18 protein-coding genes are annotated in these 19,092 nt (G+C 72.7%); 11 read left to right on the plus strand and 7 right to left on the minus strand.

Annotated elements, in window-relative coordinates:
• Nucleotides 1-30 precede the first annotated feature (30 nt).
• Nucleotides 31-435 (plus strand): acetyl-coenzyme A synthetase N-terminal domain-containing protein, encoded by a 405-nt coding sequence (locus A6R01_RS00385; RefSeq protein WP_292602202.1) that lies wholly within the window; start codon nt 31-33, stop codon nt 433-435.
• Entirely contained in the window at nt 425-1,912 is a 1,488-nt protein-coding gene (locus tag A6R01_RS00390; RefSeq protein ID WP_292602204.1) for an acetoacetate--CoA ligase, read from the plus strand. The genes A6R01_RS00385 and A6R01_RS00390 overlap by 11 nt, the downstream gene beginning before the upstream one ends.
• A 119-nt stretch (nt 1,913-2,031) precedes the next feature.
• Here the strand turns inward: A6R01_RS00390 and A6R01_RS00395 are convergent, their stop codons facing one another.
• Nucleotides 2,032-3,117, minus strand: a complete 1,086-nt coding sequence (locus tag A6R01_RS00395) for a sensor histidine kinase KdpD (RefSeq protein WP_292602207.1) — start codon at nt 3,115-3,117, stop codon at nt 2,032-2,034.
• Nucleotides 3,118-3,263: 146 nt separating this feature from the next.
• Here A6R01_RS00395 and manA point away from each other — a divergent pair, with 146 nt between their 5' ends.
• On the plus strand, nt 3,264-4,448 hold the full coding sequence (gene manA / locus A6R01_RS00400; protein WP_292602210.1) for a mannose-6-phosphate isomerase, class I: 1,185 nt from the start codon (nt 3,264-3,266) through the stop codon (nt 4,446-4,448).
• Nucleotides 4,449-4,451: 3 nt separating this feature from the next.
• Here manA and A6R01_RS00405 read toward each other — a convergent pair whose 3' ends face one another.
• Nucleotides 4,452-4,811, minus strand: coding sequence for a hypothetical protein (locus A6R01_RS00405; RefSeq protein ID WP_292602213.1), 360 nt, complete (start codon nt 4,809-4,811; stop codon nt 4,452-4,454).
• Between the two features lie 116 nt (nt 4,812-4,927).
• On the opposite strand from A6R01_RS00405, the gene A6R01_RS00410 reads away from it, so the two are divergent.
• On the plus strand, nt 4,928-6,511 hold the full coding sequence (locus tag A6R01_RS00410) for an AMP-binding protein (protein ID WP_292602217.1): 1,584 nt from the start codon (nt 4,928-4,930) through the stop codon (nt 6,509-6,511).
• Nucleotides 6,512-6,599: 88 nt separating this feature from the next.
• Nucleotides 6,600-7,961, plus strand: a complete 1,362-nt coding sequence (locus tag A6R01_RS00415; protein ID WP_292602221.1) for a TIGR00366 family protein — start codon at nt 6,600-6,602, stop codon at nt 7,959-7,961.
• A 120-nt stretch (nt 7,962-8,081) separates the two neighbouring features.
• Here the strand turns inward: A6R01_RS00415 and typA are convergent, their stop codons facing one another.
• On the minus strand, nt 8,082-9,977 hold the full coding sequence (gene typA, locus A6R01_RS00420) for a translational GTPase TypA (RefSeq protein WP_292602223.1): 1,896 nt from the start codon (nt 9,975-9,977) through the stop codon (nt 8,082-8,084).
• A gap of 82 nt (nt 9,978-10,059) precedes the next feature.
• Complete coding sequence (gene heR, locus A6R01_RS00425; protein ID WP_292602226.1) at nt 10,060-10,845, minus strand: heliorhodopsin HeR; 786 nt, start codon at nt 10,843-10,845, stop codon at nt 10,060-10,062.
• Between the two features lie 183 nt (nt 10,846-11,028).
• Between heR and A6R01_RS00430 the strand changes: the two genes are divergently transcribed.
• A complete protein-coding gene (locus A6R01_RS00430) occupies nt 11,029-12,753 on the plus strand; it encodes a hypothetical protein (RefSeq protein ID WP_292602229.1) in 1,725 nt (574 codons plus the stop codon).
• Nucleotides 12,754-12,869: 116 nt separating this feature from the next.
• Nucleotides 12,870-13,343, plus strand: a complete 474-nt coding sequence (locus tag A6R01_RS00435) for a PPOX class F420-dependent oxidoreductase (protein ID WP_292602232.1) — start codon at nt 12,870-12,872, stop codon at nt 13,341-13,343.
• A gap of 132 nt (nt 13,344-13,475) precedes the next feature.
• On the opposite strand, the gene A6R01_RS00440 is transcribed toward A6R01_RS00435, so the two are convergent.
• Nucleotides 13,476-14,165, minus strand: a complete 690-nt coding sequence (locus tag A6R01_RS00440) for an aspartate/glutamate racemase family protein (protein WP_292602235.1) — start codon at nt 14,163-14,165, stop codon at nt 13,476-13,478.
• 79 nt (nt 14,166-14,244) lie between these two features.
• Nucleotides 14,245-15,009 carry an SDR family NAD(P)-dependent oxidoreductase gene (locus A6R01_RS00445; RefSeq protein ID WP_292602238.1) on the minus strand — a complete coding sequence of 255 codons (765 nt, stop codon included), beginning with the start codon at nt 15,007-15,009 and terminating at the stop codon, nt 14,245-14,247.
• Nucleotides 15,010-15,189: 180 nt separating this feature from the next.
• On the opposite strand from A6R01_RS00445, the gene A6R01_RS00450 reads away from it, so the two are divergent.
• The 4 genes from A6R01_RS00450 (at nt 15,190) to A6R01_RS00465 (ending at nt 18,091) form a co-directional block, all read left to right on the plus strand.
• Nucleotides 15,190-15,615, plus strand: coding sequence for a hypothetical protein (locus A6R01_RS00450; protein ID WP_292602241.1), 426 nt, complete (start codon nt 15,190-15,192; stop codon nt 15,613-15,615).
• Between the two features lie 187 nt (nt 15,616-15,802).
• Nucleotides 15,803-17,041, plus strand: coding sequence for a D-inositol-3-phosphate glycosyltransferase (gene mshA / locus A6R01_RS00455; RefSeq protein ID WP_292602244.1), 1,239 nt, complete (start codon nt 15,803-15,805; stop codon nt 17,039-17,041).
• Nucleotides 17,038-17,589, plus strand: coding sequence for a YbjN domain-containing protein (locus tag A6R01_RS00460; protein ID WP_292602247.1), 552 nt, complete (start codon nt 17,038-17,040; stop codon nt 17,587-17,589). The genes mshA and A6R01_RS00460 overlap by 4 nt, the downstream gene beginning before the upstream one ends.
• Nucleotides 17,590-17,878: 289 nt before the next feature.
• Nucleotides 17,879-18,091, plus strand: a complete 213-nt coding sequence (locus A6R01_RS00465; RefSeq protein WP_292602251.1) for a hypothetical protein — start codon at nt 17,879-17,881, stop codon at nt 18,089-18,091.
• A gap of 12 nt (nt 18,092-18,103) precedes the next feature.
• Here the strand turns inward: A6R01_RS00465 and A6R01_RS00470 are convergent, their stop codons facing one another.
• Nucleotides 18,104-19,051, minus strand: coding sequence for a DMT family transporter (locus tag A6R01_RS00470; RefSeq protein WP_292602254.1), 948 nt, complete (start codon nt 19,049-19,051; stop codon nt 18,104-18,106).
• Nucleotides 19,052-19,092: the final 41 nt, after the last annotated feature.

The raw sequence follows: 19,092 nt of genomic DNA on the forward strand, positions 1-19,092 counted from the left end.
GGTGTCCACGCCTCGTTCTAGGGTGGTCCGGTGAGCGAGGACACATCTCGGACCGTCCCTCCGGCCTCGGCCCAGACCGTGCCTCCCGTGCTGTGGGAGCCCGCCGCGTGGGAGGACTCCCGGCTGGGCCGCTTCGCGCTGCGGCTGGAGGCCGACTACGGCGTCGACCTCGGGCGTGACTACGAGGCGCTGCGCCGGTGGAGCCTGGAGCACCTCGACACCTTCTGGCTCGAGGTCTGGCGCGAGCTGCGGCTGCCGGCCTCGCCCGAGCCGACGGTGGCGCTGGCCGACGAGCGGCTGCCGGGGGCCGTGTGGTTCCCCGAGGTCACCACCAACTACGCCGAGGCGATGCTCGCGCCGCCGCTGGAAGGGCCCGCTGGTCCTGCTGCTCGCGACCGCCTCGCTGGGGGCGGTGTTCTGCTCGGTGGCCCCTGAGTTCGGCACCCAGTCGGTCGTCGACCGGCTCGGGCAGATCGAGCCGAGGGTGCTGATGGTCGTCGACGGCTACCAGTACGGCGCCAAGCCGGTCTCGCGCGAGGCGGAGGTCGCCGAGGTGCTGGCCGCGCTGCCGACGGTGACCGGCGTGATCCACCTGCCCTACCTCGACGCCGCCTCGACCGGCCCCGCCGGCACCGACTCCCGCCACACCGTGCTGTGGGCCGACCTGCACCCCGACCTGCGCGAGGTCGTGGCCTTCGAGCCGGTGCCCTTCGACCACCCGCTCTACGTGTTGTTCTCCAGCGGGACCACCGGGCTGCCGAAGGCCATCCTGCACGGCCACGGCGGCATCACCCTCGGGCACGCGGCGGCGCTCGCGCTGTTCACCGACCTCGGGCCCGAGGACCGGTTCTCGTGGTTCTCCACGACCGGCTGGATGATGTGGAACTACCTCGTGTCCGGGCTGCTGGTCGGCTCGACCGTCGTCCTCTTCGACGGCAACCCCGCGCACCCGTCGTTGCTGTCGCAGTGGGAGCTCGCCGCCGACGCGGAGCTGACCTACTACGGCACCTCGGCGCCGTTCCTGATGACCTGCCGCAAGGAGGGGCTCTCGCCCGGCTCCGCGGTCGACCTCTCGCGGCTGCGGGGGGTCGGCTCGACCGGTGCGCCGCTGCCGGCCGAGGGGTTCCGCTGGGTGCACGAGGCGGTGTCGTCCACGGCCCAGATCGGCTCGATGTCCGGTGGCACCGACGTGTGCAACGCCTTCGTGGGCGTCACCCCGCTGACCCCGGTGTGGGAGGGGGAGATCTCCGCCCGGCTGCCCGGGATCGGGGTCGAGGCCTACGCCGAGTCGACGCTCGGGGCCGGCGACTGGTCGCCGGTGGTCGACGAGGTCGGCGAGCTCGTGATCACCCGCCCGATGCCGTCGATGCCGGTCGGCTTCTGGGGCGACGAGGACGGGTCGCGGTACCACTCGGCGTACTTCGAGGAGATCCCCGGCGTGTGGCGGCACGGCGACTGGGTGACCGTCACCTCGCGCGGCTCGCTGGTCATCACCGGGCGCTCGGACGCCACGCTCAACCGCGGGGGAGTGCGGCTCGGCACCTCGGAGTTCTACCGCGTCGTCGAGGAGCTGCCCGAGGTGAAGGACTCGCTCGTCGTGCACCTCGAGGACCCCGCCGGCGGGGCAGGGGAGCTGGTGCTCTTCGTGTCGCTCGCGCCTGGTGTGGCGGCGTCCGAGGACCTGCCGCGCAGGATCGCCGGCGTGCTGCGCAGCCGACTGTCGCCGCGCCACGTCCCCGACACCCTCCAGGTCGTCCGGGCGCTGCCGCGCACGCTGTCGGGCAAGAAGCTCGAGGTGCCGGTCAAGAAGATCCTCCGTGGTGCCCCGCCCGAGGACGTCGTCGCCGCTGGAGCGCTCGACGACCCCTCCGCGCTGGCTGACATCGCGGCGTACGCAGCCTCGCGGGGCTGACGCCTCAGGCGTCACTGGCGTCACAGGGGTCGCACAGCGGGGTTACTCCGCATTCCATTTCACCCTTACTGCGCAGTAAGGGTGAGATCGAATTCGTCGTATCCCGGCCCGGGCCGGCCTCACGCAGCCGGCAGGGTCACCCGGAACCCAGCACCCCCGAGGGCCGACTCCTCGTAGTCGATGGTGGCGTCGTTGGCGGTGAGCAGGTCCCGGACGATGTAGAGCCCCAGGCCCGACCCGCGCTGCTTGCTCGTGCGGGCCTCCTGGGACCGGCTGTAGCGCTCGAAGAGCTGCGGCACGAAGCGCACGGGCACCCCGGGGCCGTCGTCCTCGACGAGGATCTCCACGCGCCGGTCGGCGACCCGGGTGCTGACGCGGACGTGCGAGCCGCCGTACTTCCGAGCGTTGCCGATCACGTTGGTCATCACCTGCTCGAGGTGCACCGGGTCCACCCAGGCGACGGCGGGGACGAGTCCGGAGGTGTCCACCTCCAGCTGCTGCTCGTTCATCTCCGCCGCGCTCAGTGCCGCCTGCACCGCGGTGGTGACCGCGTCGCGCACGTCGACGGCCGTGGGCCGCGCGGTCAGCCGGCCGGAGTCGATCGACTCGGTGGTCAGGGCGTTCTCCAGCAGGTCCACGATCGTCGTGGAGGCGCGCTCGATGCGCCGCGCGATCGAGGTGACCTCGTCGTCGTACGGCCCGGTCGACAGCAGCTGCGCGAACCCCGCGATGACCGCCGCCGGGGTGCGCAGGTCGTGGGCGAGCATCGCGGTGAAGTCCTGGAGCGCCTGCACCTGCTTCTTGTGCGCGGTGATGTCGAGGATCTGGGAGATGAAGTAGAGCGGCTGGTCGTCCTCGTCGCGCACCAGCGCCACCGACAGCAGCGCCCACACGGTGCGGCCGGTGCGGGTGAAGTAGCGCTTCTCCATCTGGTACGACGTGATCTCGCCGTCCAGCGTCTGCTGGAGCAGCCCGAGGTCGAGGTCGAGGTCCTCGGGGTGGGTGATGTCCTGGAAGGTCATCGCCAGCAGGTCGGCCTCGTCGTACTCCAGCATCTGCAGCAGGGCGCTGTTGACCTGCCGCCACGAGCCGTCGAGCTCGACGATGGCCTGCCCGATCGGGGCGTGGGCGAAGGTCAGCTCGTTGCGCGCCAGCTGCTCGCGCAGGGCGCGCTGGAAGGCACGGTCGGTCTGCTCGACGCTCATCCCGCTCCCCCTCGCTCGCCCGCGGGCACGGGCGTGCCCTCCAGGATCGTAAAGGGGGGCACCCGGCTCGTCCCGTGATCGGGGCGGCCTTCACTTTTGACCCCATCGTCATCCGCGGGATCCGCGCGGACCTTAGGGTCGTGCCCATGCACCTCCTCGACTGCCCGACGCAGGACTACGCCTGGGGGACGGCCCAGGACATCCCGTTCTTCCTGGCGCGGCCCTCGACCGGCGCGCCGGTGGCCGAGGTGTGGATGGGCACCCACCCGCTGGGCCCGGCGATGGTCGACGGCGCGCACGGCAAGGTGCCGCTCTCCGACGTCGCCGGCGAGCTGCCGTTCATGATGAAGATCCTCTCCGCGGCCCGCCCGCTGTCGATCCAGGTGCACCCCAACGCCGAGCTGGCGCGCAAGGGCTTCGAGGCCGAGGAGGCCGCCGGGGTCCCGCTGGACGCGCCGCACCGGCTCTACAAGGACGCCAACCCCAAGCCGGAGATGGTCTACGCGCTGACGCCGTTCGACACCCTGGTCGGGTTCCGGCCGACGGCGGAGATCCTGCGGATCCTCTCGCCGCTGGACCACCCGGTCGCGCAGCGGATGGTCGACCAGCTGACCCGCACCCCCGGCTTCCACGGCATCGTGCGGATGCTGGAGCGGTTGCTGATGGAGCCGCCGTCGGTGCACGAGGTGCACCAGGTCGTGGCGCTCTGCCACGCGCGGCTGGGCCTGGGCCTGGACATCAAGCGCGCCTACGCCTCGGTCGTGGAGATCGCGCCGCACTACCCCGGTGACGTCGGGGTGATCGTGTCGATGCTGCTCAACCGGCTCACGCTCCAGCCCGGGGAGGCCGCCTACCTCGGCGCCGGCATCATCCACGCCCACATGAGCGGCATGTGCGTGGAGGTGATGGTCAACTCCGACAACGTGCTGCGCGCCGGGTTGACCCCCAAGCACCTCGACCCCGCCGGGGTGGTCGCCAGCATCGACGCCGAGATGTCGCGCCTGGCGCGGGTCAGCCCCGAGCTGGTCGGCACCAGCACCGACGTCTTCGAGCCCGGGGAGGGGGAGTTCGGGCTGGCGGTGTGCCAGACCTCCCAGGCCGACCGCGACGGCGTGGAGCTGCCCGAGATCGACGCCCGCATCCTGGTCTGCACCGGTGGCGAGGTCGAGCTGACCAACGCCCACGGGGAGACGCTGCGCCTCACGCGCGGGTCGGTGATGTACGCCGGCCCCGAGGACGGCGCCCTCCGCGTCCGGGGCACCGGCGAGGTCGCCCAGGCCTACCACCCCGCCCAGGAGGGCCGGCGCCGCAAGATGCTCGACCTGGTCTGAGGGCTACTCCGCGGAGGACCCCACGGTCCCCGCGGGCTGCTCGGTCGACCGCGGCGGGCGGCTGCGACCCAGCACCACCGCGGCGCACAGCCCGCCGAGCACCAGCAGGTCGGCCCAGGTGAGGAACCGGTCCAGCGAGAGGCTCTCGCGCAGGTCCATCAGCGCCGTGTGCCCGTTGACGAACATCAGGTAGCTGCCCAGGTAGTACGCCGCCAGCAGCGCGCCCAGCGCACCTGCGACGGCCCCCGTGCGGGCCCAGGCGCCGTCGCGCCAGCGCTCCACGCAGACGATCGCGAGGGCGGCGTACACCAGCACGCGCGCGACCTCGTGGACGAAGTACTCCACCGGCATCCCGAGAACCATGGGCCTCACCCTGCCACCAGGCGTCGACGGTCTTGACGTGCGGTGTGAGCCTTGGCACAGTCTCCCTGTCCGACCGAGCGATCGCTCGGTCTCGGGAGGGACAGGAGGCTCGGGAGATGCAGTCCGCACAGGGGAGTCTGGACGCCGGTCTGGACGCAGGTCTGGACGCAGCGTGGCGCGCACGGGTGGCCGCGGCACCGCGCGGCGTCGCCGTGCTGCACGAGGACGCGGCGTGGTCCGCGGAGGAGCTCGACGCACGCGTGGACGCGATGGCCGTGGGCCTCGAGCGCGCCGGCATCGGCAGCGGCGACCGGGTGGGGCTGCTGCTCCAGAACGTCCCCGACGCGCTCACGACGCTGCTCGCCGCCTGGCGGCGCGGGGCGATCGTGGCCCTGCTCAACCCGATGTACGCCGGTGAGGAGCTGCGGCACCTGCTGCGCGACTCCGGCGCCCGGCTCGTCGTCACCGACTCCTCGCTGTGCGCCCGCCTGGCCGAGGCGGCGACTGGCACCGACGTCGAGACCGTCTGGGCCACCACCGACACCGGCACCGCCGACCGTCCCGTGGTCCCGGCGGGGGTGACCGCCCTCGACGACGTCGTCGCCGAGCACGCCGGCAGCACCCCGAGCACGGTCACGACCGAGCCCGACGACGTCGCCCTGCTGACCTACACCTCCGGCACGACCGGCCCGCCCAAGGGCGCGATGAACACCCACGCCAACGTCCTCGCCGTGGCGGCGGGCGTCCGCGAGCAGATGGGCCTGGGGGCCGAGGACCGCGTGCTGTGCGTGGCCCCGGTCTTCCACATCACCGGCGCGGTCATCACCACGGCCGCCCCGCTGCTGGCCGGCTCCGCCGTCGTGCTCGTCGGGCGGACCTCCTCGGAGAAGATCGTCGAGGCCTGCCGCCGCCACGGCGTCACGACCACGACCGGCTCGATCACCGTCTACCACGGCCTCGCCCAGGCCGAGGGCGCCGACCGCGGCACCTTCGCGAGCATCCGGCACCTGTGGTCCGGCGGCGCGCCGGTGCCGCCGGCGACCGTGGACCGCTTCGCCGACTCCTTCGGCCTCTACATCCACAACATCTTCGGCATGACCGAGACCACCTCGGCCTGCATCGCCGTCCCGCTGGGGGAGCGGGCCCCCGTCGACCCGGTCACCGGCTCCCTGGCCATCGGCAAGCCCTACCCCGGCGTCGAGGTGCGGGTGCTGGACCCCGCCGGCGAGCCGCTCGGCCCGCGTGAGCACGGCGAGCTGGAGATCACCGGCCCGAGCATCGTGCCCGGCTACTGGCGCAACGAGGAGGCGACGGCTCGCACCATGCCCGGCGGTCGGCTGCGCACCGGTGACGGCGCGATGGTCGACGAGGACGGCTGGGTCTACATCGTCGACCGGCTCAAGGACCAGATCAACACCTCCGGCTACAAGGTGTGGCCGCGCGAGGTCGAGGACGTCCTCACCCGGCACGACGCGGTGCACCAGGTCGCGGTGGTGGGGGAGCCCGACGACTACCGCGGCGAGGCGGTCGTGGCGCACGTCGTGCTCGTGCCGGGCGCCCAGGTCGGCCCCGAGGAGCTGGTCGCCTTCGCACGCGAGCGGCTGGCGGCGTACAAGGTGCCGCGGCGGGTGGTCCTCACCGACGCGCTGCCCACCACCGCCACCGGCAAGATCCAGCGCCGCGTGTTGCGAGGCACCTGACGCTCGGGCTTCCGCCCCGCCCCACCCCCGCCCACCCCCTCTCGGACCTCTCGGACCCTCGACCCACCCCTCTCTTGGAAGGCTGCCCATGCTCTCCTCCCTGTCCCGACCCCTGAGCCGCTTCGTGGAGCGGTGGATACCCGGCCCGCTGGCGCTGGCGGTCCTGCTCACCGCCGTCGTGGCGGTGATGGCGCTGACCATGACCGACGCCTCCGCCGACGAGGTCGTGCTGGCCTGGGGCGACGGCCTCACCGGCCTGCTCGCCTTCATGACCCAGGTGGCGCTGGTGCTGCTGCTGGGCTACTCGCTGGCCAACGTCGGCCCCGCGCACAAGCTCCTGGTGAAGGTCGCGCAGCTACCGCGCAGCCCCCGCCAGGCCTACGGGTACCTCGCGCTGGTCGGCGGCCTGGCCTCGCTGGTCAGCTTCGGCCTCGGGCTGATCGTCGCGGGCGTCATGGCGGTCGAGGTCTCGCGGGTCTTCCGCGACCGCGGCCGGCCGCTGCACTACCCGCTGCTGGTCGCGGCCGGCTACTCCGGCTTCGTGGTGTGGCACATGGGCTACTCCGGCTCGGGCCCGCTGAACGCCGCCACCGAGGGCGGTGCCTACACCGACCTGCCCGGCGGGCTGGTCCCCGTCGCGGAGACGACCTTCTCGTCCTGGAACATCATCGCCACGCTGGTCACGCTGGCGGTCATCACCGTCGCGATGATGGCGCTCGCCCCCTCGGACGAGAAGGACGTGGTCGCCGCCCCCGACGCGGTGTACGACGAGGCGGCCGAGGCCCCGGCGGCGACGTCGGTCGACCACGAGACCCGGCCCTCGCCGGCGGACCGCATCGACACCTTCCGCGGCGTCACGCTGCTGGCCGGAGTCTTCATGTCGACGTACCTGGTGCTGTTCTTCTACGACAACGGGTTCACCCTCAACCTCGACCTGGTCAACTGGACCTTCCTGGCGCTGATCCTGCTCCTCGTGGGCAACGCCAAGGAGCTCGCCGAGCTGATCGCCCGCGGCGGCCGGACCGTCGGCGAGGTGCTGCTGCAGTACCCGCTCTACGCTGGCATCATCGGGATGATGGGCGCGACCGGGCTGGTCGAGATCATCAGCGAGTTCTTCATCGACGTCTCCAGCCCGGGCACGCTGGGCGTGCTGGCCTTCCTCTCCGCGGGGCTGCTCAACATGTTCGTGCCCTCCGGCGGGGGCCAGTTCGCGCTGATGGCGCCGCTGTTCGCCGGGGCCGCCGACGCGCAGGGCGTCGACCAGTCGGTGGTGATCATGGCGATCGCGTACGGCGACCAGTGGACCAACATGATCCAGCCGTTCTGGGCGGTGCCGCTGCTGGCGGTCGCGGGCCTGCGGGTGCGCGACATCCTGGGCTACACCTTCGTGACGCTGGTGCTCTCCGGGATCGTCTTCGCCGGGACGCTGATGATCGTCGGGGCCGGCTGAGCCGCTCCTGCCCGGGACCTCTCCGGGGCCGGACGCAGAAAGGCGCCGGGGCCGTCCTCGCGGACGGCCCCGGCGCCTTCGTGCTGCTCGGTGTGCGGGTGAAGCCCCGGTCAGCCGCGGTCAGCCGCGGGCGGCCTTGCGCGCGCGGCTCGCGATCTTCGCCCGCTCGTTCTGGTCGAGGATGACCTTGCGGATGCGGACGCTGTCGGGGGTGACCTCGACGCACTCGTCCTCGCGGCAGAACTCCAGGCACTGCTCGAGGCTGAGCTTGCGCGGCGGGATGAGCTTCTCGAAGTTGTCGGAGGTGGCGGACCGGATGTTGGTCTGCTGCTTCTCCTTGGTGATGTTGACGTCCATGTCGTCGGCGCGGGAGTTCTCGCCGACGATCATGCCCTCGTAGACCTCGGTGGTCGGCTCGACGAACATCGTGCCGCGCTCCTGGAGCGAGGTCATCGCGTACGCCGTCGCCGCACCCTTGCGGTCCGCGACCAGCGAGCCGGAGTTGCGCGAGCGGATCTCGCCGGCCCACGGCTCGTAGCCCTCGGAGATGTGGTGGGCGATGCCGGTGCCGCGGGTCTCGGTGAGGAACTCGGTGCGGAAGCCGATCAGGCCGCGCGCGGGGACGACGAACTCCATGCGCACCCAGCCGGTGCCGTGGTTGGTCATCTGCTCCATGCGGCCCTTGCGGGTGGCCAGCAGCTCGGTGATCGCGCCGAGGTACTCCTCGGGGGCGTCGATCGTGAGGCGCTCCATCGGCTCGTGGACCTTGCCGTCGACCTCCTTGGTGACCACCTGCGGCTTGCCGACGGTCAGCTCGTAGCCCTCGCGGCGCATCTGCTCCACGAGGATCGCCAGCGCCAGCTCGCCGCGGCCCTGGACCTCCCACGCGTCGGGGCGGTCGGTCGGGAGGATCTTGAGCGAGACGTTGCCGATGAGCTCGGAGTCCAGGCGGTCCTTGACCAGGCGGGCGGTGACCTTCGAGCCCTTGACCTTGCCCACGAGCGGGGAGGTGTTGGTGCCGATGGTCATCGAGATGGCCGGGTCGTCGACGTGGATCAGCGGCAGGGCGACCGGGTTCTCCGGGTCGGCCAGGGTCTCACCGATGGTGATGTCGGGGATGCCCGCGATGGCGACGATGTCACCGGGGTAGGCGACCTCGCCGGGCTTGCGCTCCAGGCCCTCGGTGATGAGGAGCTCGGAGATGCGGACGTTCTTGACCTCGCCGCTGCGCTGCATCCAGGCCACGGTCTGGCCCTTCTTCAGCTCGCCCTGGTGGATGCGCAGCAGCGCCAGGCGACCCAGGAACGGGCTGGAGTCGAGGTTGGTGACGTGTGCCTGCAGGGGCGCGCCCTCGACGTACTTCGGGGCGGGGATGGTCTCGATGATCGTGCGGAACAGCGGCTCGAGGTCCTGGGAGTCACCGGGCAGGGTGCCGTCCTCGGGCTGCTCGAGGCTCGCGACGCCGGCCTTGCCGGAGGCGTACACGACCGGGAAGTCCAGGGCGTCCTGGGAGTGCGACTCGTCGAGCAGGTCCATGAACAGCTCGTAGGTCTCGTCGACGACCTCGGAGATCCGGGCGTCGGACCGGTCGGTCTTGTTGACGACCAGGATCACCGGCATGTCGGCGTTGAGCGCCTTGCGCAGCACGAAGCGGGTCTGCGGCAGCGGACCCTCGGAGGCGTCGACCAGCAGCACGATGCCGTCGACCATCGACAGGCCGCGCTCGACCTCGCCACCGAAGTCGGCGTGGCCGGGGGTGTCGATGATGTTGATGGTCATGCCGTCGGGCGCCGAGGGGCCGACGTACTTCACCGCGGTGTTCTTCGCGAGGATCGTGATGCCCTTCTCGCGCTCGAGGTCACCGGAGTCCATGACGCGCTCGGCGACGCCCTCGGCCTCGTGGGCGCTGAACGCGCCGGCCTGGTGGAGCATCGCGTCGACGAGGGTGGTCTTCCCGTGGTCGACGTGGGCGACGATGGCGACGTTGCGAAGCTGGGCGGAACGGGTCTCTGGCACGGGCCACGAGTCTAGGTCCGCCGCGCGGATACGCCGATTCCTTGCCGAGCGGCCCCCGCCTCAGCCCCGCCTCATCCCCGCGTCAGCCGGCCAGCGACCCGCCGAAGATCTGCCAGGCCAGGGCGCTCTTGGCGACCAGGCTCAGCACCAGGTACGCCTTCTCGCCGAAGCCGTAGCTCGCCCACGGCCCCACCCCGCGGTACTGCAGCCACTGGTTGAGCCCGAAGCTGGAGAAGAACACGAACAGGCTCACGACGATCCCGTAGACGAAGCCCGGCACCTCCGGCGCGCCCACGGTGCTGACCACGATCGCCACCCACGGCGCCAGCCCGGCGACGGTGCCCGCCCAGAACGGCAGCATCGTGCGGGTCGGCTCCCCGGGCGGGTTCACGGCCTCCTGGACCCAGCCGAAGAGGATCATCGCGACGTTGGCGCCGGCGATCGCGATCACCGCGGAGACCTCCGTGATGCCGTTGTAGGAGGCGATGAGCAGGATCATCAGCGTGGCGCTGACGGAGTACTCCATCCAGCGGAACCGGTTGATCCCGGCCCGCAGGTCGCGCTCGTAGACCCCGCGCGCCACCGTCGCGGTCATCCCGTGGTCGAGTGCCGCCAGCAGGAGGAACGCCGCCACGGCGTACCCGATCCGGACGTCGAAGAGCGCCTCGGCCTGCGGCGGCGTGGTGCCCGGAGGGCCCTCGGGGAAGGTCTCGACGACGCTGATCGCGAAGTCACCGGCCAGCACCAGCACGAGCACCGCCTGGGCGGCGTGCAGGATCGTGAGGCCGAGGTTCCAGCGGCGCAGGGAGGCCAGGGCGGCGTCGTCGGTGCCGCTCGCCCGGGGAGGTGCGGTGGTCGAGGTGCTCATGCTCCTCCGGTACCCACTCGCGGCTCCTTCGTGCAGGTGGCCGCTTCACCCCCTTGGTCCCTCGGGACGTCATCCGTCCCGCGGGAGCGGGGGTGCCCGGGAGATCCACAGCTCGGTCGAACTTCGGTAACGCGGGTCGTTGGGCCCTTCCCGGGCGGGTGCCGGCTCCCTACGCTCGGGCGGGTGACGTTGGCTGGGGGGCCGCGCGATCACGCGCGAGGACGACTCGCGTCGGCGGTGGCCGGCGCTCTGCTGGTGACCTCCGGGGTCGCCTCGACGACCGTCGGTGCGGCGGTGCCCGCGGTGGCCGACGACCCGCCCGCGGCGACGGTCGAGCCGGAGTCGGCCGAGCAGGAGTCGGCCGAGCAGGAGTCGGCCGAGCCGGACGCGGCGGGGCCGAGCACGCTCGGGCCCATCGCCGTGGCGGTGAACAGCCGCGGGACGTCGTACGTCGGGTTCGAGCACGGGCGCGGGGTGGTGCGTCTGGGCGCCGACGGCACGCGGCGCAGGGCGCTGCCGGTGCCCGGCGGGTTGCCGGTCACCGGGCTCGCGGTCGACGGGCGCGACCAGCTGTGGGTCGACGACGGCGAGCGCGTCTCGCTGTTGGACCGGCGCGGACGGCTGGTGCGGACCTTCGCGCACCGGCCGGTGCTGAGCTGCCCCGTCGACGGCGGTGACGCGCGGAGGTACGGCGACCTCGCGCTCGGCCCTGGAGCGGTCTACGTCGCGGACCGCTGCCGCGGGACGGTCGCGGAGTACTCCCGCACCGGCGTGCTGCGCGCGACCGTCGTGCTGCCGGGAGGGACGCCGGCGGGCGGCCTGGCCTTCCTCCGCGCCGGCCAGGGGCGACCCGACCGGCTGCTGGTGACGGTGCCGGACCGCGCGCGGCTGCTGGTCTTCGACGCGGCCCGCCTCGGTGACGGCGCCCGGCCGCTGCAGGTCCGCAAGGTGCGTCGTGTCGGCGGCGGGAGGCGGCCGCAGCCCAGCGGCGTCGTGGCCGACCGGTTCGGCCAGGTGGTCGTGGTCGACGCGGCCAACCAGGTGCTGCAGTTCCTCGACGGGGACAACGAGCTCTCGCTCTACCGGACCCGGGGCGTGCCGGGTCGAGGCGGCTCGGGCGTGGGCCGGCTGCGGGGCGCCGCGGCGCTGGCGCAGTTCGCCCAGGACGGCAGCGGCCTGGCGGGGAACCTCTGGATCGCCGACACCGGCAACCGTCGGGTGCAGCGCTTCGACTCCGGCACCTACACGTGGTTCGCCCGGACAGTGAGGGCGCCCGACGTCGAGCCGCTGGCCGCCGAGCCCGAGCCGTGCGCCGGGCCGGTGTCGGTGCGGGTCAACGCCGGGGAGTCCTGGACACGCACCCCGCAGGTGACGGTGCGGGTCGTCGCGCCCGCGGACGCCACCGGGCTGACGTTCGCCGCGCTGGGCGGTGGGTCGTCGGAGCCTGGTGGGACTGCTGAGGCCGGAGAGCCGGTGTCGGTGGGGCTGCGGGAGGACTGCGACTACGACTGGCTCCTCGCGGCCGGGGACAGGGGCGTGCAGGTGCGCATCGACGGCGGTGCTCGCGACGGCGAGGTGCTGGCCGACCGGATCGGGCTCGACACCAGGGCCCCGCGCGTGAAGGCGGTGTCGGCGCGCTGGGTGCGGCGCGAGCAGCGGTGGGAGCTCCGGGTGCGTGCGGTGGACCGGGCCGGCCCCGCGGGCACGGCCGGCGCGGCCGGTCGCTCGGGGGTCAGCGGGCCGCACACCGTCCTGCACGCGGGGCGGCGCAACGGGTCGGCCGGGACCTTGCGCGTGGTGGACGGCCGGGCCGTCGGGTACACGCGCGACGACCGGTTGCTGGACTGGGTCCGCGTGCTCGACCGGGCCGGCAACGCGAGCGACTGGGTGCGCGTGAAGCGTCGCTGACCGGCGTACGGCTGCCTGGGCTGGTGGGCGTGGTGGGTCGAGCCGGCGTGTTGATGCGCCGGTTCGGCGCGCGACGGCCCTGAGGGGTGGGTCGTCGGCGACGTACTGTCGAGGCCATGGCGAACCTCGCGACAGCCCGACGCGTCGACCTCAACGAGCTGCTGCACTTCGTGCGGCCGCTGCACCACATGACGCTGGTGACCTTCCGGCGCGACGGACGCCCCCAGATGTCGCCGGTCACCGGGGGAGTCGACGCCGACGGAAAGATCGTGATCTCGACCTACCCCGACCGCGCGAAGGCGGTGAACCTGCGGCGCGACCCGCGCTGCTCGGTGCTGGTGCACGGGCAGGGGTGGGACGACGCCTACGTGCAGGTCGACGGCGAGGCGGCCGTGCTCGACATGCCGTCGCAGGCCGCCGAGGACGGGCTGGTGGAGTACTTCCGCTGCATCTCCGGGGAGCACCCGGACTGGGAGGAGTACCGCGCCGCCATGCGCCGTCAGGGCAAGTCGCTGCTCCGGATCACCCCCACCTCGTGGGGCCCGATCGCCACCGGTGGCTTCCCGCCGGACCGCGCGCCGCAGGGCTGAGCCCGGCTCGGTCCAGCGCGACCTCAGGGGTCTCAGGCGTCACAGGGGTCACACGGCGGGGTTACTCCGCATTCTTTTTCACCCTTACTGCGCAGTAAGGGTGAGATCGAATTCGTCGTATCCCGGCGCCCCTCAGGCCAGCGCGCGGTCCAGAGCAGCCTCGACGTGCAGGCTGGTGCAGGGGAAGACGGGGATGTCGGCGTCGGCCTGGCGGACGAGCAGCTCGAGCTCGGTGCAACCGAGGATGACCCCGCCCGCGCCGGCGTCCCAGAGGTCGTCGATGAGGCTGACGACGGTACGCCGCGACTTGGTGACCACGCGGCCGTGCACGAGCTCGTCGTAGATGATCGTGTTGACCGTGTCGTGGTGGTCGGTGGGCGGCACGTGGACGGTCAGGCCGTGCGAGGCGAGCCGGTCGGTGAAGAAGGACCGCTCCATCGCGAAGGTCGTCCCGAGGAAGCCGACCTGGGAGAGCCCCGCGGCCTTGCACGCCTCGGCGACCACGTCGGCCAGGTGCACCACCGGGATGTCCACCGCCGCCTCGACCTGGTCGAAGACCCGGTGGAAGGTCGTGGTGCACAGCAGCAGGAAGTCGGCGCCTGCGCGCTCCACGCCCTGCGCGGCCTCGACCAGGATGCGCGCGACGCCGTCCCAGTCCTCGGCCTCCTGCAGGCGCGTGACCTCGGCGAAGTCGACCGACGACATGATCGTCTTCGCCGACGACAGGTCGCCGACCCGCTTCTCGACACCGGTGTTGAGGAGTTCGTAGTAGGCGGCGCTGCTCTCCCAGCTCATCCCGCCGATGAGTCCGATCGTCTGCACGGCCCGCAGTCTTCCACGCGCCGTGCGCCGGCGAGCCACCTGTCCGTGACCCGGCCGCGTCAGTCGCCGTTCGCTTCGCTCAGGGCTCCCGGTGGACCTTGTGCTGGGCGGCCTGGGCACGCGGCCGGATGACGAGCTCGTCGATGTTGACGTGCGGGGGCCGGGTGACGACCCAGGAGATCGCGTCGGCGACGTCCTCGGCGACCAGCGGCTCGCGGACCCCGGCGTACACGGCGTCCGCCTTGTCCTGGTCGCCGCCGAAGCGGACGAGCGAGAACTCGTCGGTCTTGACCATGCCGGGCGCGACCTCGCAGACCCGCACGGGCTGGTCGAAGAGCTCCAGGCGCAGCGTCTCGGTGACGACCTGGGTGCCGTGCTTCGCGGCCGTGTAGCCCGCCCCGCCCTCGTAGGCGATCCGGCCCGCGGTCGAGCCGACGTTGCAGATCACACCGGCGCCCGAGGCCTTCAGTGCCGGCAGCAGGGCGCGGGTGACGAGCATCAGCCCGATGACGTTGACCTCGTACATCGCGCGCCACTGCTCGGCGTCGGCCTCCGCCACCGGGGCCGAGCCGAACGCGCCGCCGGCGTTGTTGACCAGCACGTCGAGCCGGTCGCCGACGGTCGAGGCGAGCGCGGCGACGGAGTCCTCGGAGGTGACGTCGACGGTCACGGGGGTGCCGCCGATCTCCTCGGCCAGCTCGACGACCCGCTCGGTGCGCCGGGCCGCGCAGTAGACGTGGAACCCCTCCGCGGCCAGGGCACGGGCGGTGGCGGCGCCGATGCCGCTGCTGGCGCCGGTCACGACGGCGGTACGACGGGTGTCGGACTCGGTGTGGGACGTCATAGCGCCATCGAACCACCCGGTCCGCGAGGGGACCCACAGGCGGGTGGGACGGCTCTGGTCCCGCGGTGCCCGGTGGTGCACGATGGGGCAGCGCTCGAGCCGGGTCGGGTGCGGCCGTCGTGGGGCGGCGCAGTGGGGCCGGACAGGTCCTCCGGGGAGCGTCGGGAGGGTGGGGTGCGCGTGCAGGTCGGGACCGTCGTCAGCGGCATCGGGGTGCTCGGGGCCGGGGCGTGGGTCGCACGCTGGGCCACCGACCTCGACCCGCTGCTGTGGGTGGGCGCCGCGCTGCTCACCGTCGTCGCCGTCGCCGCGGGTGCGGGGATGGTCAAGCCCGTCCCGCTGCGCGCGGTCGTCGGCGTCTGCCTGGCGCTGCTGTGCTGGTCGCTCGGCGCCGTCGCCGGTCTCGACGGCGACCCGGTCCGCGCCGGGGTCGTCGGGCTGGTGCTCGTGGTGCTCGTGCCGGTGGGCTGGGAGCGGGTACGCCCGGTCGGGCCGAGGCGGGCGACCGGGTCCTCCGCGGAGCCCGCGCGGGCCGGGCGGACCGCCGCGAGGCGCGCGGCTGAGAAGCGCTCGGCTGAGAAGCGTCCCGGCAGCCACGCGCGCTGAGCCCGACGGGCGGGCGGTGCCCGCCGGCGTACCGGCCCACCACCCATGGGGTGGGAATGCCCCGGGGTGGTCGGGTGTTCACTGGTGTTGAGCCCGACCCGACCGTCGTCCACCATCGCTGACCCGTCGATCACCCGTGAGGGAGCCTGTGAGCCCTGATGTCGCCCGGCCCGTGCGCCGTCTCGCGATGATCAGCCTGCACACCTCCCCGCTCGACCAGCCGGGCACCGGTGATGCGGGCGGCATGAACGTCTACGTCATCGAGCTGGCCCGACGTCTGGCGCGGCAGGGCATCGAGGTCGACGTGTTCACCCGCGCCACCTCCTCCGCGCTGCCGCCGGTCGTCGAGGCCGCCGACGGGGTGCTGGTGCGCCACGTCCACGCCGGTCCCTACGAGGGCCTGGCCAAGGACGCGCTGCCCGGCCAGCTGTGCGTGTTCGCCCGCGAGGTGCTGCGCACCGAGGCGGTGCAGCCGCGGGGCCACTACGACGCCGTGCACTCCCACTACTGGCTCTCAGGCCAGGTCGGCGCGCTCGCCCGCGACCGCTGGGGCGTGCCGCTGGTGCACACCATGCACACGATGGCCCGGGTCAAGAACGAGTCGCTCGCCGAGGGCGACACCCCCGAGCCCGAGGCCCGCGTCATCGGCGAGCAGCAGGTGGTCGAGGCCGCGGACGTGCTCGTCGCCAACACCGACATCGAGGCCAAGCAGCTGATCAACCTCTACGACGCCGACCCCGGCCGCGTCGAGGTCGTCCACCCCGGAGTTGACCTCGACGTCTTCCGGCCCGGCTCGCAGGCCGCCGCTCGCGCCGCGCTGGGCCTGCCGGCCGACGCGCAGGTCGTGCTGTTCGCCGGCCGCATCCAGCCGCTCAAGGCGCCCGACGTGCTGCTGCGCGCGGTCGCCGTGCTGCTCGAGCGCCAGCCCGCGCTGCGCTCGCGGCTCGTGGTCCCGGTCGTCGGCGGCCCCTCCGGGTCGGGCCTGGAGCACCCGGAGTCGCTCGTCGAGCTCGCGGTCACCCTCGGGCTCGACGACGTCGTGCGGTTCGTCCCGCCCGTGGCCCAGTCGCAGCTGGCGCAGTGGTACGCCGCCGCGACACTGGTCGCCGTGCCGAGCTACAACGAGTCGTTCGGGCTCGTCGCGGCGGAGGCGGGCGCGTGCGGTACGCCGGTGGTGGCCGCGGCCGTGGGCGGGCTGCCCACCGTCGTACGCCATGAGCGGAGCGGGCTGCTCGTCGACACCCACGACGACACCGACTGGGCGCGTGCGCTCGCACGCGTGCTGACCGAGCCGGGCCTGCACGACCGGCTGGCGGCGGGCGCGGCGGCACAGGCACGGGAGTTCAGCTGGGACGCGACGGCCGGCGCGATGCTGGAGACCTACGAGCGGGCCCGGCAGCTGATGAGGGCGGAGGTCACGGCGTGATCGAGCAGGAGCTGGAGTCGAGGCGGGACGAGGGTCGCGAGCAGGTCATCGAGGTCGTGCGCGGCTACCTCGCCGACAACGAGCTGGAGGCCGACGAGGTCGCCGACGGGGTGTTCTCCTTCGCGTTGCCCGGCGAGAAGAAGCTGCAGACCCCCGTGCGCCTCGACGTCGGCCCGCACGCCCTGGGCATCCACGCCTTCGTGTGCCGCCGCCCCGACGAGAACCACGAGCGCGTGTGGCGCTGGCTGCTCGAGCGCAACCTGAAGATGTACGCCGTCGCGTTCGCCTGCGACCACCACGGCGACATCTACCTCGATGCCCGGCTGCCGCTGGACGTCGCCACCCCCGACGAGTTAGACCGGCTCCTCGGGTCGGTGCTGAGCTACGCCGACGAGTCGTTCAACGCGATCCTCGAGCTCGGCTTCGCCTCCTCGATCCGCAAGGAGTGGGAGTGGCGCAAGCTGCGCGGGGAGTCCACCCGCAACCTCGAGGCGTTCCGGGGCTGGCTGGAGGCCGAGGACGCCGCCGGCGGGGCCGGCGGGGGCTGAGTCCCAGGGGTCACTCGGGTCCCAGGGGTCACGTCAGCGGGGTACTCCGCATTCGATCTCACCCTTACTGCGCAGTAGGGGTGAGATCGAATTCGTCGTATCCCGGCCTGTCAGCCCACCCGCCCCACCGACCCCGAGCCGCACGAGCACCGCTGCCTCTGCGCCGAGGCCGTCCGGCGCTTCGAGGATGCCTGCCGGCGCCTGCGGGTCGGTGCGAGCTGTGGTCGGGAGCGCCCCTCCTCACCCCGTCGGGCAGTGTGGCGACCGCCGTCGGGGGCACCCTCGCGACATGCAGACAGAGAAGATCCAGGCAGTGCAGGGCGTCGTCGACCGTGTGGGCTCCTACCAGGAGGGCGCCCCGGAGCGGACCGTCGAGCAGGAGCTCCGCGATGGCTTCGCGGACGCGGGCTTGGACCTCACCGACGACGAGGTGACCCGCCTGGCCGCCGCCATCGACGACGTGGACGGCATCGTGGACGTCGGTAAGGTGCTGGGCGACTGAGGCGCCCCTGACTCACGCAGGTGCGGCGGCGTCGGCCCGCACCCGCGGCTTGCGGCGGGCGACGGCGACACCGACGAGGGCGAGCGCGCCACCGGCGTACGCCATGGTCGGCGGGGTCTCGCCGAGCGCCAGCCAGCCCATCACGATGGTGATCGGCGGCACGAGGTAGGTCGTGACGCCCAGGTTGGACGCGGACATGTGCTTGAGCGCGAACGCGTAGGTCGTGAACGCGATCGCGGTCGGGAACACCCCGAGGTAGACCAGCCACCAGGTGCTCGAGGCCGGCGCCTCGCCCAGCTCGCGGAGCAGTCCCGGCGCGAACGGCAGGCACACCACGGCGCCGACGGTGCACGCCAGCCACGTCACGTGGACCGCCTGCAGCCGCGCGACCAGCGGCTTCTGCAGGATCAGGCTGATCGAGTAGACCACCGCCGAGAGCAGGCACAGGAACACCCCGACCACGTCGTGCCCGGCCGACTCGCGGGTGGAGACACTGATCAGCGCGACGCCGCCGAAGGCCAGCGCCAGGCCCAGCCCGAGGTACGCCGTGAAGCGCTCGTCCAGGAACACCGCCGCCAGCAGGGCGATCAGCACCGGCGAGAGCTGGATCAGCATCGCCGCCGTGCCGGCGTCGACCCGCTGCTCGCCCTCGTTGAGCGCCACGTTGTAGATGCCGAACCACAGCACCCCGATGCTGACGAGCGAGACCCACTCGCGCCGGGTCGGGTGCGGCACCCCCCGGCTCAGCGCCACCACGCCCAGGACCGCCGCCCCCACCAGCAGGCGACCCAACGAGAGCGGGCCGGCCGAGAAGTCCTGCCCCAGGTGCCGGATCGCCACGAACGCGCTGGCCCACAGCAGCAGAGTCGTCCCGACGGCCGCCAGCGGCAGCCAGCTGGGGACGTCGCCGGCGCCGGAGGAGGCGGGCTGCGCGGACGCCGGGGTCGCGGTCGATGTCATGGGTGAAGCCTAGGGACGCCCATGGACGTCCGTCGCGCGGG

Origin of the sequence: Nocardioides sp. REDSEA-S30_B4 (assembly GCF_001627265.1) — a bacterium.
GTDB lineage: Bacteria > Actinomycetota > Actinomycetes > Propionibacteriales > Nocardioidaceae > Nocardioides.